Genomic DNA, 16960 nt, shown 5'->3' on the forward strand with positions numbered 1-16960 from the left:
GAAGAAAGCACTTTCTTAATTATATTTATTTTATTTCAACTTTTACTTTTGCAGAAAGCTGTTTAGCCAAATCGGTAACATAACTAGTAAAAAAGACTGAGTCATTAAAACCTTTATCTGCACTTAATTCCCACGCTGCAATTGCATAGTAACTAATTTCCTTGCCATCATCAATTTTTAATTTTGCTAAATACGAATCTGTCAGCTGTCCTGTTTTAGGAGCTTCGATGTAACCTTGGTAAAGATTTGCTGGAACTAAAATTGCTGTTCCTAAAATCCACTCACGTTCATAAGTCAAATAATCATGCTGAATTAAACAAATCCAATCGCCTGCTTCAATGACTTGAAGCGGATTTTTATTATTCAAATTAGAAATTGCAGCCAGAAAGGTTTCCTTACCCTTAATGCCTTTTATCGAAACCGTGTTTTTATAAGCATACATTCCTGGCCAAATAGAAGTTGTTTCTTGTACTTGATAAAGGTTTTCAGAAGCTTTCCAATTTTGGTAGTGATAACTTAAAACTGAATTTACAGGTCCTTCAGCTACAATTTTAAAAGTAGTCTTCTCCACATTATTGATTGTATCATTCCCTAAAATTCCTAATCGGTTTATTTTGTTGTCAATTAATAATGCATAACCTCCTAGACCTACAGAATTTCCAACAGGAAAAATATCTCTTCCCCAATCGTACATTACATGATAATTATCTTCAACAGCACCTTTATTATTTATACCTACATTTTCTGGGGTTATTCCTGGAAGTTTTTTTCCAAAAACATCCTTAGAATTTCGTCCATCCAAATAATGTCTAAATCCTACTTTATCATTTTCCCAAGTCGGCCCATCTGTTTGGTATTTTTGATATCCAAGCTTTTTATGAACCTGATTTGCCATTAAAACTTCCTGTGTGTCTGGATGAACAGGAAGGTTCTTTCCTTCTCTTTTTCCAAAACGCACACTCGTTTTTATTGTAAATTTCGGATCCGATTCTGACCATTTTAACTGTACTTTTTTCTCTTCATTAGGCAAAAAATCAGTGGTAAAGAAAAGTTCATCCCATTTTCCATCACCATTAAGATCGTTGACTTGCGCTGGAATTGTATCTGTTTTAAAAAGCAAAATAGGGAAAGTTCCTTTGATGTTGCTTTCACCAATACTTTCTCTTTTTATAGAAAAAGCTTTTTGCGATAATGCCAAAGAACTACTGTTTTTTAAAACTATTGTTTTTTCTGAAACGTTTTGAGAAACTTTACAACTTGCGAATAAAGCTGTTATTAAAGTAATCGGAAGATAAAATAATACTCTTTTTTTCATTCTTTTTTATTCTTTATTTTTCTGAACAATTTAATGTTTTTAATTGTTATAACAACACTTAATACAAAAAACTTTATTCAAAAGAATTGTTGCAAATAATAAAAAAGCAGGATAAAGAACACTATTTATCGTGCTTTCAACGGCAACATCTTCTACAAAATGTGCAAACGAAAAAACATAAAAAAATAAAAAAAATTACATCAGAAAGTACATAGCCCTATAGTACTCTTGAAATTTTCTCTGCGAAATTTTAGATGGCATAAATTTTTTTTTGTCCGTTTTAAAATCCAATTTACTATTAAAAAATTTCTTTAATTCCTTTAAAATTTCAGTTCTTGTTTTTGACTCATCAAATAACATTACATTATCTGTTACTTCTAAAAATGACAGACTTCTATAAAACTGAACATTAAATAAACATACTAAAGTATTAGCTTCTTTTTTGCCCTGTGATAAAAATTGAAGCAGTTCATTATGATTGTAAATAACATAAACAATGCGATCAGATTCTTTTACTGTTTCATGAAGAAATGAATCTTCAATAAATTCAAACTGATCTTTGAATCTTCTTTTAAACATTTTCAAGAAAATGCCCTTACTATCAAATACCAAAACTTTTTTCTTCGCCATCACTCTTGTTTTTTACAGTTCAAATTTAAATCAGTAAAAGAATGATTATAACCCCAATACGCCACAAAATAAATACTATAGGGTCAATTTTAAACTTTTAAGATAGGGATGACGTTCTGCTCAACAAAAGCCAACAGCTCTTCCATTTTACGATAATCAAAATCTTTTCTAGAAATAGAAATAATATAATTATTCTCTTCCTTTATATACAGGAATAAAAAATTCTTAGTTAGAATTGCCTTTTCAATTGTTGTCCATTTATGTGTTAATCTGCCTAAAGGAAATCTAATACATACTTTGGATCCAGTAAATACAAATTTGTATCTACTGTTCAACTTTTTAAACTTTAATAGCCGTTTAGCCATTTGAAACGCAAATCTGGAAACGACATCTACAAAAAAATTTTCAATAATTACAAAAAAAACAATTGCAGCTAGGCTTCTTATTAGCCAAAGAAAAAAATCATTCTCCAGATTTATATCGAATAAATCAAAAAAAATGAAAAATAACACTAGCGCTATTGATACAAAAATAATACGTTGTCTAAATAAATGCTCAAAATACATTTTGTTTAGCTTTCTTATTTCTGAAAGATTTAATGGAAACTCCAAAGAAAAATTTGTGGCATTCATATTTTGTCTGAGATACAATCATGCAGCAAATTTATCCTTAACATTTCTTCTCTAACAGACCATTAAGTTTTTAAACTATCACTATAAGACTTTTAAAATTTTGATCTTAAAGAGCTTTTCAAGACAGCTAAAAAGCATGTGTTTTTTTTAGATAAAATTCATCATAAAACTAGCTCATAAAAGACAAAAAAGTAATACTATAAGACAGAACAACAAATATGTATTTAGTTTAATATCAAATAATTAAAATCAAAAAAGGTTTTACTTTTAGCTTCAGATAATTTAATTACTTTTGAAACTAATTTTCAAAAATCATCTACATTTTCTTACAATGAATTTATTATCAACCGAAGAAGATTTACGAGAAAAAAATAAAGAACTTGCCTGCCTTTATACCATTTATAAAACTATCTTCAAATCGAACTCCATCACTATTCAAACGCTTGATCAAATAATTGTAAGCACAAAAAAAGCGTGGAGCTACAGTTCAGAATGTGTAGTCGAACTTGAGATTAAAGATTGCTGTTTGACGACCGATAAACTAACTAAAAATACCGTTTTCCTATCGAACGTGATCATTGTTGACAAAATAAAATACGGTTGCATCAAAGTACATTATCCATCAGAAAAATATACTACAAAAGATTTTACTGGCGATGAGAGAAAGCTTCTCGAGATTATTGCTATCGAAATTGGAAACTACATAGAAAAATGCCATATCCTAGGAAGAAATGCAGCATTGCAACAAGCACTTGAACGTATGGGGCGTCTTTCGTTGCTTGGAGAAATGAGTGCAGGAATCGCACATGAATTAAATACTCCATTGGGTAATGTTTTAGGATATGCAGAACTTATAAAAGAACAAAATAGTAACCCTGAAATCGATGCTGATCTTTCAATTATTATCAATTCGATTGTTTATTCGCGTGAAATTGTAAAAAAACTCATGTTCTTTTCTTCCGAAATGCCACAAAAGCGGGAGCTTCAAGAATTAAAACCAATTATTGATTTTTCATTATCTATTTTAAAATCCAATTTTCAAAATAAGGAAATCAAATATGAACTCATTGTCAAAGACAGTGCTATAATGGCTAACATAGATTCTGTTCAAATTACTCAGGTAGTACTTAATCTACTTATAAACGGGATTTATGCTTCTCCAGAAAAAAGTACCATCAAAATAATTATCGAAGATGATGCTGAAAATTTATATCTGAAAATTGAAGATAATGGAACTGGAGTTCCCGATTCTATAAAGGAAAAAATATTTGAACCTTTTTTTTCAACCAAACCCATCAATTATGGCTGTGGTTTGGGACTAAGTCTAGTTCAAAGTATAATTAAAAATCACAATGGAGAAATAACTCTTCAAAACAATTTTCCCAACGGATCAATTTTTACCATTCGGATCCCTTTATTTTAAATCAAATGACTTTCAAAAAAGAAAACATACTGGTTGTCGATGACCATAATGATATGTTGGATTTAATCCAAAGGCAATTAAAAACTTTCAACTACCGCACTTACAAAGCTTCTTCTGTAAATGAAGCTATAGAAGTCCTAAAAAATGCAGAGATTGATCTATTAATAAGTGATCTGAATATGCCAAATATTAGTGGGATTGAGCTTGTTAAGTTTGCTGAAGAACATTATCCGTTGATGCCAAAAATAGTCATTTCCGGAGCTCCATCAATCCATAATGCTGTCAGCGCAATTAAATCAGGGGCCTTACACTATTTAATTAAACCTTTCACTAGTGATGAACTTCATAAAGCCATTTTAGATTCGTTAACGAAAAGAACCTTTGCTTCTAAAAATCCCACTCAAATTCTGCAACAAAAAAACGAAAATCCTTATGAGGGGCTAATTGGAAATTCGAAGCCATTTAAAGATTTAATTGAAATCGTTAATCGCGTAAAAGATACTAAAGCAAATGTGCTTATAGAAGGCGAAACCGGCACAGGGAAAGAATTAATTGCAAGAGCGATTCATTTTAGCGGCAAATTTGCAGACAAACCCTTTATTGTAGTAAACTGTGCGGGAATACCTGAAAGTTTAATTGAATCTGAATTATTTGGACATATAAAAGGTTCTTTTACAGGCGCCTTAGAAAACCGAACCGGTTTATTTCAATCTGCTTCAGGAGGAACTATCTTTTTAGATGAAATTGGAGATGCTCCGATTGCTGTACAAATTAGGCTTTTGCGCGTAATTCAAGAAAAAGAAATTTTACGTGTTGGAGCGTCTAAACCAGAAAAAATTGATGTACGTATTTTATCTGCCACAAACTGCAATCTGGAACATATGGTTTCAAAAGGCACCTTCAGAGAAGATTTATATTACAGAATAAATGTTATAAACATCAAGACTATTCCCTTAAGAGATCGTAAAGAAGATTTCTTACCGCTACTAAAAGTTTTTATAGAGAAATATGCGCATGAATATAATAAATCAAATATTCGAATTGATGACAAAGCGATTGGAGTGTTAATGCGATATAGATGGCCTGGAAATATAAGGGAACTTGAAAATATAATTCAAAGGCTAATTATTATGAGTGATGACATAATCACATTAAATCATATTCCCGAAAATTTAAAATATCACATTCCTTCATCAGATACTATATTCAAATCACTAAAAGAATATGAAAAAGAACATATTTTAAAAATTTTAGAAGCTGTTAACAACAATAAGACAAAAGCAGCTCAAATACTTCAAATTGACAGAAAAACTTTAAACCAAAAAATTCTAAAAAGTGAGGAGTAATTCCTCATGTGCTCATAATCTACCTATACTATTTGTATATTAAAAAATAGGTAAAACTATAATTTATTGACTCATAATAATATATAAAAACAGGCACATCTTTTGCCTGTAGAAGACAGAAATATATTACAATAGATTCAATTAAGAAATAAATCCCTATTGTTAAACCTAAAAACTCAGTAGAATTATGATCACAAACATAAGTTTTATCAAAACTCAACATTTTTTTTGCGCTTCATATTTGAAGTTTACTTCCAAATTATTCCTAAAAAAAGATACGAACAGTATACTTATTCCAAAAATACTTCAACTTAAATAAAAATCACTTTTTTACTAGTAATCTCGTTGCTTTTTGGAGCTAGCTTATTTCACATCCTACCAAAAACAACTAAATATCAATATCTTACAAACAAAAATACATCTTTATTTTCTTAAAAAAACTTAACTTTATAAAACAAATCCACATTTTCATGAAAATAATAAAACATTATTATGATGCAAATCTTTCTTGGGTAGAACATTATGCCTCGCAAATTGGAGGGAAAATTGAAGGAAATTTTATTATTATGCCTCAGGATACCCAAACTGGAATTAGATACTTTTTAGATTGTGGTGATGGCATTGTTGCCTATTACATCAATGTACAATACAAAAAAAGCTTTCAATTTTTACAGCAAAATTTAAATCATGATTTTGTGGGATTCTATTACAATCTTACAGAAGGTGAAGCCACAATTAGCAGTGACTTTTTCATGTATAATGTTGGTAGATGGAAATACAATCTTGCAGTAATAGATAGCTCTTTACAGTCTGAATATAATGTTAAAGAAGGAAGTACAACTTTTTCACTTTGCATTTTTATAAAAAAGAGTATGTTAAAAGCCTTTGTACAGAAAAAAAATATTGTGATACAAAATATTGATTCAGTAATAGATTCTAAAGAAAATACAATGATTCGTTTTGACAGAATGGGTAATGAAAGTTATCATATTTTAAGCGATTTAAGAAAATTAGAAGTGGGAGGATCAATTTTCGATTTACATTTAAAAGGAACTGTCCACTTACTAATTTCAAATTATCTAAAAAAAATCGCTACAAAAAGAATCATTATCCAGACTGTAAACCAAGATGACTTAGATAACATTATTAATATTCAAATGTTTTTAATTGACCATCTAAAAGACCATTTTCCTAGCATAACAGAGATGGCTAAGATGGCAAATATGTCAGAATCAAAATTTAAAACCTTGTTCAAGAAGATAACGGGAAACACTCCAAATGTATTTTTTATGGAAAATAAATTACTGCTTGCCAAAGAGCTTCTCGAAAAGAAACAACTAACTATTTCACAAATTTCAGATCAGCTTAATTTTACCAATAATTCTTATTTCGCTTCTAAATTTAAAGAACATTTTGGATTATCTCCCAAAGCTTTTAATAAGCAACTGTAATTCCCTATTAACTGCCAGAAATAAATCAAATTATGAGAAGAGTTACACATTACTACAGTTTAACACCTGAATGGCAAAATGACTTTGTAAAACAATTAAACACACAATTAATAGACGATAAACTAATTATTGTACCAGATGATATCGGTACAGGTTACTTTTATTTTTCACAAGTAATGGATGGCATATCGGCAGTTTATGCAGATTTAACTCCAAAAGTCCCACTAAAACTAACTAGACAAAAGTCAGATAATGAATTATTTATCTTTCATTTTGATTTAAGTGAACATATTAATCTAATTAAAATTAATAATATTGATTATGAAATCGGTTCATATAACAAACTCGACCTAGTTATACTTGACAATCAAATAGAAAGCTCATTTAAACCAACCGTAAATGAAAGGGTTATTGCTTTACGCCTGCTCATAGATAAAAAATTGTTGCAAGATTTTATTCAAAAATTTAAACGACAGGAAGGTGCGTTTGACCATACGGCCACGAACAAAAAAGTTTTTTATCATTATGGCAATATTGACAGCAACAGTATACTGCTTATTAGGTCCTTAAAAAACAAAGCGGTTACCGACCTGTCTTTTGATTCTTACATTAAGGGTATCTCGTTAAAAGTACTAGGTAATTTTTTTAATAAATTTTATGATTCGGAGGAACAAAGTGCCAAACTTACCGAAATTGAAAATGAATTTATCGAAAAAACAAAGGAATATCTCATGAATAATTTATTCGGTCCCTTTCCTTCTTTAGTCTTTTTAGCGGGTATGGCAGGAATGTCAGCTTCTAAATACAAAAGCTCATTTAAAAAACGTTTTAATAATACACCAAAAAATTTATTTATTGAAGAAAAAATAAAGCTCGCACAAGAGCTTCTTAAAAGCGGTAAATTCTCAACGTTGTCAGATGTGATGTATGAGCTTAATTATACTAAACTAAGTTATTTTTGTTCAAAATATCAAGAAGTTTTAAATAGAAAACCAACAGATGATTTTGTAAAAAAATCTTCAGTAAAGTAATTTCTATCAACTATATTTTTTATCATTTCAAAATAGACGCAAAAAAACTGTTGTCAATATCTCTATTAGACAACAGTTAATAATAATTAGTTTGAATTTTAATCAAATTGAATTATAAATTCAGAACGCCTATTGAGCTGATGTTCGGTTTCCGAACATTTTACTCCATTTGAACATTTATTAAGTAAGCGTGTTTCACCATATCCTTTTCCGGTAATACGGTCAGAATTAATTCCATGGTTTATTATGTAGTCCACTGTCGCTTTAGCTCTACTTTCAGATAATTTCATATTAAACTCGTCATGTCCTCTACTATCTGTATGCGAATTAACTGTCAACTTTATAGTTGAATGAGTTTTCATTAAATCCACTACTTTATTTAACTCCGCTTTTGAAGATTCTCTAATTTTATAACCATTGTAATCAAAATAAATTGGCAACAATTTTAATTTATGCGTTAGATCGTCATCATTTTCAAGTTGTACTTTATTACCATCAACAATAACCTCTTTTTCATTTACAAATTCAAAAGAATATTCTCTTCTTTCCGATGGTTTAAATGTTGGCGCAACTTGACTTCTTTCCGCTATACCGACTTTTTTATAAACTAGTTTGTAGTCTTTGTACGCTTCAAGATCTGCATTATATTTACCGTCTTTGTCACTATAAACTGTTTTTACAATTTCTTCATTAGTATTGTAAATTTGAACTGCTACGTTTTCGATTGGTACGCCAGTTGTAAATTTTAAAGTACCATACACTTTAGGGAAATAATCAAAATCAAAAGTTACAGGTCGATTTTGAGTAAAACTATAAATATCATCATTACCACTTCTATCAGATGAAAAATATCCTTTTTTTGTATCATCATTAATTATATATGCAAAATCATCTTCATTAGTATTTACACCGTCACCTAAATTTGCTACATGATAAACACCTTGATCATCTTTTACTGCTGCAAAAACATCAAGTCCTCCAAGACCTGGATGCCCATCTGATGAAAAATATAAAATTCCCGACGAATCTACAAACGGATATGTTTCTCTTCCTAAAGTATTAATTTCATCACTTAATTTAGTGACATCGTTTCCAACAAAACCACCCTTTTTAAGACTAACCACATATAGGTCTGAATTACCAAATGAATTATTGCGGTCAGAAACAAAGTAAAGTTCGCTTTCATCTGCATTTATTGCAGGATGTGCTGATGAAAATCCATCACTATTAACGGGATAACCTAATTCTTTAATATTTTTCCACTCACCATTTATATTCTGTGCCGTGTAAATTTTCAAATAAGAAATCCCATTTTTATCCTCTGCCAGCTTACCGTCCTTATAATTATTTCTCGTAAAAAACATTGTTTTTCCATCTTTGGTAATTGCGGCAGTACTTTGATGATACCTTGTATTAATTTCTCCCTTCAAAAGAATTGGATTTTGAAGACCGCCTTCACTCGAAACATCCGCAGTATAAAGCTTCAAGAATGATTTGTTATTCCAGCTGTGCTTCGGTTTTATAATTATTCCAGTATCTTTTGCAGATGAATATATTACCTTATCTTTTCCTAAAAACGAAGTGCCAAAATCAGAAAATGGAGAGTTAATAGCAACGGCATTATAAACATATCTACCTGATTGCTTTTGAATCTCATCCAACAACTTTTTCTCATTCCAATTACCACTCAAATCTTTTTTTCCTGTCTGAGCGTAGTACTGTTTCATAATTTGTTCAGCTTCCCTATATTTTTGACTATTATTTAAAGTCTGCGCATATCTAAAATAATATTCAGGATTTATTTTTTCAGAAGCGTTTATAATTTTTGAATAATAAGTTGCTGCTTGAGGATATTTACCATTATAATAGTAACAGTCTCCTAATTTAGTATAGATATCAAAAGAACTATTACCTTTACTGATCGCCTCTTCATACAGTTTAGCAGCCTCAGTAAAAGCAAACTCATTGTATGCCTGATTTGCCTTGTCTATTTTTCGATCTTGGGCTTTTGTCATACAAATATCAGCAAAGCAGATCATCAAGAAAACCAATGCTATTTTTATATTTTTATCCATCATTATGTATCGTTTTATGCGTTAATTAGAAGAACCTTGGTGTAATCATTTTTGATTTTGATTTACTAATCAATTCAAATCTTAAGAAGATCTCATGTGAGCCGGAGTTATAATTTCCTATGTGGGTAGTGTCATAGTCATAAGCATAACCAACATTTAAACCATCAGTAACTTGAAAGCCTGCAAGTCCGCTTACTGCTGCATCCCAACGATAAGCTGCACCTAAAGTCAATTTGTCGTTGATTAAAAAATTTGCTGATACGTCGATAGCTATTGGTGCACCGGAAACAGCTTTTATCATTGTTGCTGGCTTAAATTTTAAATAAGGATTCAAGTCAAAAACGTAACCTCCCATTAGATAAAAATGTGAAGAAGAAGAATAGGTTGTTTCCTTAGTATCATCAAAATAGTTCGTTTTTAATAATCTAGGCACTGATAATCCTACGTACCAATTGTAAGAGTGCACATAAAAACCAACGCCAACATTTGGCGAAATTTGAGATTCTACTCCTGTGAGATACGGATCTGGATATTCAACGTTAAGCTTGCTATAATCCACAGAGAAATTGTCAAGTGTCCCAGATATACCAAATGAATATTTTAGGTCAGTACTTCCTAAAATTGTATAAGAATAATTTGCTGTTACTCCTGTATTTTTAGTTGGACCAATTTGATCATTTAGAACATTTAATCCTAAAGAGCTATGAATTCCAACTGGACTTTGAATAGAAAAATTCATTGTTTTTGGTGAACCTTCTAAACCAACCCATTGCGTTCTGTATAATGCCATTGCACTCAATACTTCTCTTGATCCTGTATATCCTGGATTAAAAGTCATTGTATTGTACATATATTGTGAATATTGTGATTCTTGTTGAGCAGAAGCACTAAAAACAACTACTAGCATCACAACTATTGTTTGAAATATTCTTTTCATTACTTTAAATTTTAATTCTCTTTTTAGAATTATTGATTATTAATATATAGATAACCTGTTCTCTCTTTTGCGACATTGTCTTTACTATATTTCAAAATATAGAAATATGTTCCTGTTGGAAGTTTTTCATTTCTGTTCACAGTTGCCCTTCCATCTGAATAACCGGCAAATACGTTATCAGTTTCATTATATCCTCTTGTTTCAAACACTTTTACTCCCCAACGATTGTAAATTTCAACGGTGTTGTCTGGATATTCATCAATTCCTTTAATATGAAAAGTATCGTTTATACCATCGCCATTTGGTGATAAAGCATTATAAACAACCAAATCTTTATCTAATGGTTCTTTTTTGTCTGCAATTGCAATTGTAAAAATCCCGTAACCTTTTACTTCTGATGTAACTAACTGTGTATATTGTGCTCCTAAAATTGCATCTGGCATTTTATCACTGGTGACACCTCCTTCTTTAACCCATTTACCAGAACTTTCGTCCCAACGTACAATAACAGCCTCTTTGTCACTACTCAGATTGAAAAATTCTGACGGAGTCGTTCTTGGATCCATAGTTAAGCTAAGCACCAATTTCTCTCCTCCATTTTCTTTTGTTACTGTCCAGTATTCAGCATTATTAATAAAACCAATTATTGGATCTTTACTTGAGTGATTATAATTTTCTCCTGAATTTTTATAAAAATATTGAGCAGTGTATACATTACCATTTGTTTCTCCTTCACTGTAAGAAGGCCTAAAATACAAGTCATCACCTATAGGGTATTCAAATAGAGTGTTTCCTTTTTTTTGCACTTTCCCATCCACAAAACTTATGTCGCTTGCATTGACGTGAATCGCCGTTTCATTAAAAATCATTTCTCCATTTTCAGCATCACCATCAATAATACCATTTAAAAATTCAGCTTTTTTGTTTATAGCTACTACTGCACCTAACTGAAAAGGAACTAAGTCTGAAATATTATCAAAGATTACATTTTGAAAATTGGTTATACCTGCCCCTTCAATTCGCTGTACATCCTGTCCAATGAAATGTGTTTTGCCATTCTCTGACGAAGTAAAAGTCACTATTCCGTTATTAATCCAATTTTTGAAAACAAACACATTTCCATCATTAACAAATTGAGCATCTGACTTGTTATCATAATCAGAAAAAACAGATAAAACAGTGCTTTTTTCTACTTTCATATCTCCGTAATTAACAAACTGTGCATGAGCTCCTGGAGAAAAGATTATTGCGATTATTAAAGCTATTAGGCAATAAAATTTCTTATTTAAAGAAATCTTTATCTTAGCTTTTAAATCATTTGTAAATCCGCACAAACCAATATTTTTCATCACTTTATTTTCTTTATAAATTATATTAAAATAATGACGCAAAATTATATCTAACATAAAGTCTGATTAACCTGTAAAAGTTTTAAGAATATCAGAATAAGTCAATTACGGTAGTCAATTTTCAACTAATTTTAATTTGCTTGAAATTGAAATGTCAATTAAAAATTAAGAAATAGCAAAAAGCCATAAAATTTATTTTTAGACAATATTTAAAATTAAAGCCGATTGAATTAACTTTTTTTGTTTGATAAATTGAGGAACAAAAATTTATGTTTAGTCTCCCTCCAAAAAAAAAGCTGCAAAATAGATTTGCAGCTTTTAATAAACATCAAGTATTTAGAAATATTGATTTGAATTCCTTCTTGTTTTTTTACTTTAAATAGTCGATTTGGATGATGTCATCTAACATAACAGCATAGGATCCGTTATTCTCTGGAGTATAAATAACTGTATTACCGCTTAGAGAGATCGCATTTTTGTCTATTCTAACACCATTGATAAATAGCTTAACCGCCGACAAATCTGATGGTGTTGAATTTAACGAAAAACTTGTTTGCCCGACTTTTGTCGGTGTAAACTCTTCTACTGCTTGTTGAGGAACAGTAACAACAGTACTTATGTCTATTGCTTTAGTATCACCTTTCTCATCTTTATAAATCAATTTTTTAGTTGATGTATCAAAGGTCAAACTGGTAAGGGTTTCATTAAGTTTTACGAGATCGGCAATATTAATCACTTTTGAATTTCCATTCGCATCAATGTAGGTGAACTCGTTTTTTACCCCGTCATAACTTACATTGCCCCCTGTATTTGTGACAATGTTTTCTATAATCTGTTTTACCTTTTCATTGTTCACTATGGTCTGGAAATTATCCGCAACATCATTGATAACATCAATGGTCACTTCTTTTTCTTTCTCATTTTTATAAATGTAGCTTCCCGAGCCTGTTTTTCTGATGGTGGTCTCCGTTTCGTTCAGCTTCACAAAATCAGCAATGTTGATCACTTTTGAATCTCCATTCGCATCAATGTAGGTGAACTCGTTTTTTACCCCGTCATAACTTACATTGCCCCCTGTATTTGTGACAATGTTTTCTATAATCTGTTTTACCTTCTCATTGTTCACTATGGTCTGGAAATTATCCGCAACATCATTGATAACATCAATGGTCACTTCTTTTTCTTTCTCATTTTTATAAATGTAGCTTCCCGAGCCTGTTTTTCTGATGGTGGTCTCCGTTTCGTTCAGCTTCACAAAATCAGCAATGTTGATCACTTTTGAATCTCCATTCGAATCAATGTAGGTGAACTCGTTTTTTACCCCGTCATAACTTACATTGCCCCCTGTATTTGTGACAATGTTTTCTATAATCTGTTTTACCTTTTCATTGTTCACTATGGTCTGGAAATTATCCGCAACATCATTGATAACATCAATGGTCACTTCTTTTTCTTTCTCATTTTTATAAATGTAGCTTCCCGAGCCTGTTTTTCTGATGGTGGTCTCCGTTTCGTTCAGCTTCACAAAATCAGCAATGTTGATCACTTTTGAATCTCCATTCGAATCAATGTAGGTGAACTCGTTTTTTACCCCGTCATAACTTACATTGCCCCCTGTATTTGTGACAATGTTTTCTATAATCTGTTTTACCTTCTCATTGTTCACTATGGTCTGGAAATTATCCGCAACATCATTGATAACATCAATGGTCACTTCTTTTTCTTTCTCATTTTTATAAATGTAGCTTCCCGAGCCTGTTTTTCTGATGGTGGTCTCCGTTTCGTTCAGCTTCACAAAATCAGCAATGTTGATCACTTTTGAATCTCCATTCGAATCGATATAAGTGAACTCCTGGGTGGTCGCATTATAGCTTACATTTCCTTCGGTCTTATTCACTATATTCTGGATGATCTCAGTTACTGCAGGATTTTTGACAATCGTCTGGAAGTTGTCCGCAACATCATTTATAACATCAATCGTAACTTCAGTGCCCGCCTCATTCTTGTAGACATAGCTGCCTGAGCCGTTTGCAGCAATCGTGGTCACCGTTTCGTTAAGCTTCACAAGATCCGAAATGTTGATCACTTTTGAATCTCCATTCGAATCGATATAAGTGAACTCCTGTGTGGTCGCATTATAGCTTACATTCCCTTCGGTCTTGTTCACTATATTCTGGATGATCTCAGTTACTGCAGGATAGTTAACAATCGTCTGGAAGTTGTCCGCAACATCATTTATAACATCAATCGTAACTTCAGTGCCCGCCTCATTCTTGTAGACATAGCTGCCTGAGCCGTTTGCAGCAATCGTGGTCACCGTTTCGTTAAGCTTCACAAGATCCGAAATGTTGATCACTTTTGAATCTCCATTCGAATCGATATAAGTGAACTCCTGTGTGGTCGCATTATAGCTTACATTCCCTTCGGTCTTGTTCACTATATTCTGGATGATCTCAGTGACCGCAGGATTGTTGACAATCGTCTGGAAGTTGTCCGCAACGTCATTGATAACATCAATCGTAACTTCAGTGCCCGCCTCATTCTTGTAGACATAGCTGCCTGAACCTTTTGCATCAATCGTAGTCACCGTTTCGTTAAGCTTCACAAGATCTGAAATGTTGATCACATGAGAATTTCCGCTATTATCGGTATAGCTGAACTCCTGGGTGGTCGCATTATAGCTTACATTCCCTTCGGTCTTGTTCACTATATTCTGGATGATCTCAGTTACTGCAGGATTGTTGACAATCGTCTGGAAGTTGTCCGCAACATCATTTATAACATCAATCGTAACTTCAGTGCCCGCCTCATTCTTGTAGACATAGCTGCCTGAGCCGTTTGCAGCAATCGTGGTCACCGTTTCGTTAAGCTTCACAAGATCCGAAATGTTGATCACTTTTGAGTCTCCATTCGAATCGATATAAGTGAACTCCTGGGTGGTCGCATTATAGCTTACATTCCCTTCGGTCTTGTTCACTATATTCTGGATGATCTCAGTGACCGCAGGATTGTTGACAATCGTCTGGAAGTTGTCCGCAACGTCATTGATAACATCAATCGTAACTTCAGTGCCCGCCTCATTCTTGTAGACATAGCTGCCTGAGCCATTGGAAGTGATTGTTGTTATAACTTCATTTGCTTTTATTATATCACTAATATTAATTATATGCGTATTACCTTTATCGTCAATATAAGTAAATTGATTTGTGATCGGATTATATATTACAGTACCTGCTTCTGCTCCGCTTTCACCTGCAATCACAATTCTATTCCACTTTTCATCATACCAATAATAATATCCTGGTCTAATATCAGCTGTTGTCTCAGTAGCAAAAACTAACAAACTATTTACATTACCATTTGTGATTGTAACTGTATCGGTTGTACTAGTCAATTTTACTCTTGGTATCAGCATCCCTTTATCATTCGAAAAAACCTCTAACTGTGTCGATTTATTAGGACTAAAAGTCCCAACACCAACCTGTGAATAAGCAGAAATAGATCCTAAAATGACAAATAAAGGAAGTAATCTATTTTTCATAACTATAATTATTTTGTGTTTAATTATTTTATAAAGCCCTTAAATCCAAATATCTAGATTTAACGCTGCAAAGTTCTTCTGAAAATAGATTTCATTTTACCTGTAAAAGTTTTTAAACTTATAGATTAAGGTATATGTCCTATCATAGCTAATGATGTCATAAATAGTTTAAATTAGATTTTTATAAGATAGAGAATGACAGACACATACTAAAAACTAAGTACAAACTGAACAAAAAAAAACCTGTAAATTTCATTAAAATGAAATTTACAGGTTTTAGTATTGCAAAAATTGTTTTAACCAAACAACTGCTCTAACTACTTTATTTCTTTTTTCAGTCTTTGCAAAGAAGGATCTTGTATTTTTTTGATTTCTTTGATAACAATTGCAGCAATCTCAGTAGCTCCTTTCAGAGACAAATGCGTGTCATCTGCTTTTTCTTTGTCATAATATGGATTTTCTCCTACCTTGAAATGCAAATGCAATTGTTTTGATTTTTCTGGTCCGTAAGTTTGCTCTAAGATTTCGGTATAATACTCTAAGTCAATAAACGGCACATTTAATTCTTGCGCTACTAGACGGGTTTCCAGCGGATAATCTCCATGCGTAGGAACAAGAACTCCTTTTTCATTAAAATTACGTCTAGCAATAGAAGTCAGTAATATAGGAACTGCTCCTTTTTCCCTACTTTCGTTTACAAATTTAATAAGATTATATCTGTAAGCTGTATGCGGATTGGTATAGCGGCTTGGATCTTCAATTTTTTCATCATTATGCCCGAATTCTATAAAAACATAATCTCCTTTTTTTAGATTATTATATATTGAATCCCATCGTTTTTCATTGATAAAACTTCTGGTACTTCTGCCATTTACTGCTTTATTTACAACTGTAACATTATCTTTAAAAAGTGGCTGCAAAACTTGCGCCCATCCATGCTCTGGATTCTTTTCAGGATCTTTCTTATTTGCCATTGTAGAGTCTCCAATACAATATAAAGTTGTTTTTTGAGCGAAACCTAGTGAAGTAATTAAGAGCGTTAGTAGAATGTATTTTTTCATTGTTAATAATTTTGTTTTAATTTTTTAGCGTAAACTACACAAAGATTTGTTTTTTGTTTCACGCAGATTTGCTGATTTTAGGTGATCTTTACAGATTAATTTTAAAAACATCTTTTTGATCTGCTTTGATCTTTTTAAATCTCCGTGAAAAATTTACTCTCGCAGATTT

At 31.7% G+C, this 16960-nt stretch carries 12 protein-coding genes; 4 read left to right on the forward strand and 8 right to left on the reverse strand.

What is annotated here, in order from left to right; all coding sequences use genetic code 11:
- Positions 1-25: 25 nt before the first annotated feature.
- From ABTV69_RS19505 to ABTV69_RS19515, 3 genes are all read right to left on the reverse strand, one after another.
- Positions 26-1315, reverse strand: coding sequence for a DUF4861 family protein (locus ABTV69_RS19505; protein WP_433831770.1), 1290 nt, complete (start codon positions 1313-1315; stop codon positions 26-28).
- A 195-nt stretch (positions 1316-1510) separates the two neighbouring features.
- Entirely contained in the window at positions 1511-1945 is a 435-nt protein-coding gene (locus tag ABTV69_RS19510) for a hypothetical protein (protein ID WP_433831772.1), read from the reverse strand.
- Between the two features lie 89 nt (positions 1946-2034).
- Entirely contained in the window at positions 2035-2577 is a 543-nt protein-coding gene (locus ABTV69_RS19515; RefSeq protein ID WP_433831774.1) for a hypothetical protein, read from the reverse strand.
- A gap of 331 nt (positions 2578-2908) precedes the next feature.
- Here ABTV69_RS19515 and ABTV69_RS19520 point away from each other — a divergent pair, with 331 nt between their 5' ends.
- The 4 genes from ABTV69_RS19520 (at position 2909) to ABTV69_RS19535 (ending at position 7828) form a co-directional block, all read left to right on the forward strand.
- Entirely contained in the window at positions 2909-4000 is a 1092-nt protein-coding gene (locus tag ABTV69_RS19520; RefSeq protein WP_433831776.1) for a sensor histidine kinase, read from the forward strand.
- Between the two features lie 5 nt (positions 4001-4005).
- Positions 4006-5346, forward strand: a complete 1341-nt coding sequence (locus ABTV69_RS19525) for a sigma-54-dependent transcriptional regulator (protein ID WP_433831778.1) — start codon at positions 4006-4008, stop codon at positions 5344-5346.
- A gap of 470 nt (positions 5347-5816) precedes the next feature.
- Complete coding sequence (locus tag ABTV69_RS19530) at positions 5817-6797, forward strand: helix-turn-helix domain-containing protein (RefSeq protein ID WP_433831780.1); 981 nt, start codon at positions 5817-5819, stop codon at positions 6795-6797.
- A gap of 32 nt (positions 6798-6829) precedes the next feature.
- Complete coding sequence (locus ABTV69_RS19535) at positions 6830-7828, forward strand: helix-turn-helix domain-containing protein (protein WP_433831782.1); 999 nt, start codon at positions 6830-6832, stop codon at positions 7826-7828.
- 98 nt (positions 7829-7926) lie between these two features.
- Here ABTV69_RS19535 and ABTV69_RS19540 read toward each other — a convergent pair whose 3' ends face one another.
- The 5 genes from ABTV69_RS19540 to ABTV69_RS19560 all read right to left on the reverse strand — a co-directional run bounded on the left by ABTV69_RS19540 (position 7927) and on the right by ABTV69_RS19560 (position 16791).
- Positions 7927-9906, reverse strand: a complete 1980-nt coding sequence (locus tag ABTV69_RS19540) for an OmpA family protein (protein ID WP_433831784.1) — start codon at positions 9904-9906, stop codon at positions 7927-7929.
- A gap of 22 nt (positions 9907-9928) precedes the next feature.
- The gene (locus tag ABTV69_RS19545; protein ID WP_433831786.1) at positions 9929-10840 is read right to left on the reverse strand and encodes a PorP/SprF family type IX secretion system membrane protein; all 912 of its coding nucleotides are present in this window, start codon (positions 10838-10840) and stop codon (positions 9929-9931) included.
- A 29-nt stretch (positions 10841-10869) separates the two neighbouring features.
- A complete protein-coding gene (locus tag ABTV69_RS19550; RefSeq protein WP_433831788.1) occupies positions 10870-12246 on the reverse strand; it encodes a gliding motility-associated C-terminal domain-containing protein in 1377 nt (458 codons plus the stop codon).
- Positions 12247-12559: 313 nt separating this feature from the next.
- Positions 12560-15730 carry a hypothetical protein gene (locus ABTV69_RS19555; protein WP_433831790.1) on the reverse strand — a complete coding sequence of 1057 codons (3171 nt, stop codon included), beginning with the start codon at positions 15728-15730 and terminating at the stop codon, positions 12560-12562.
- Positions 15731-16047: 317 nt separating this feature from the next.
- Positions 16048-16791, reverse strand: coding sequence for a rhamnogalacturonan acetylesterase (locus ABTV69_RS19560; RefSeq protein ID WP_433831792.1), 744 nt, complete (start codon positions 16789-16791; stop codon positions 16048-16050).
- Positions 16792-16960 lie beyond the last annotated feature (169 nt).

This window comes from Flavobacterium anhuiense (assembly GCF_050990855.1).
GTDB classification, from domain to species: domain Bacteria; phylum Bacteroidota; class Bacteroidia; order Flavobacteriales; family Flavobacteriaceae; genus Flavobacterium; species Flavobacterium anhuiense_C.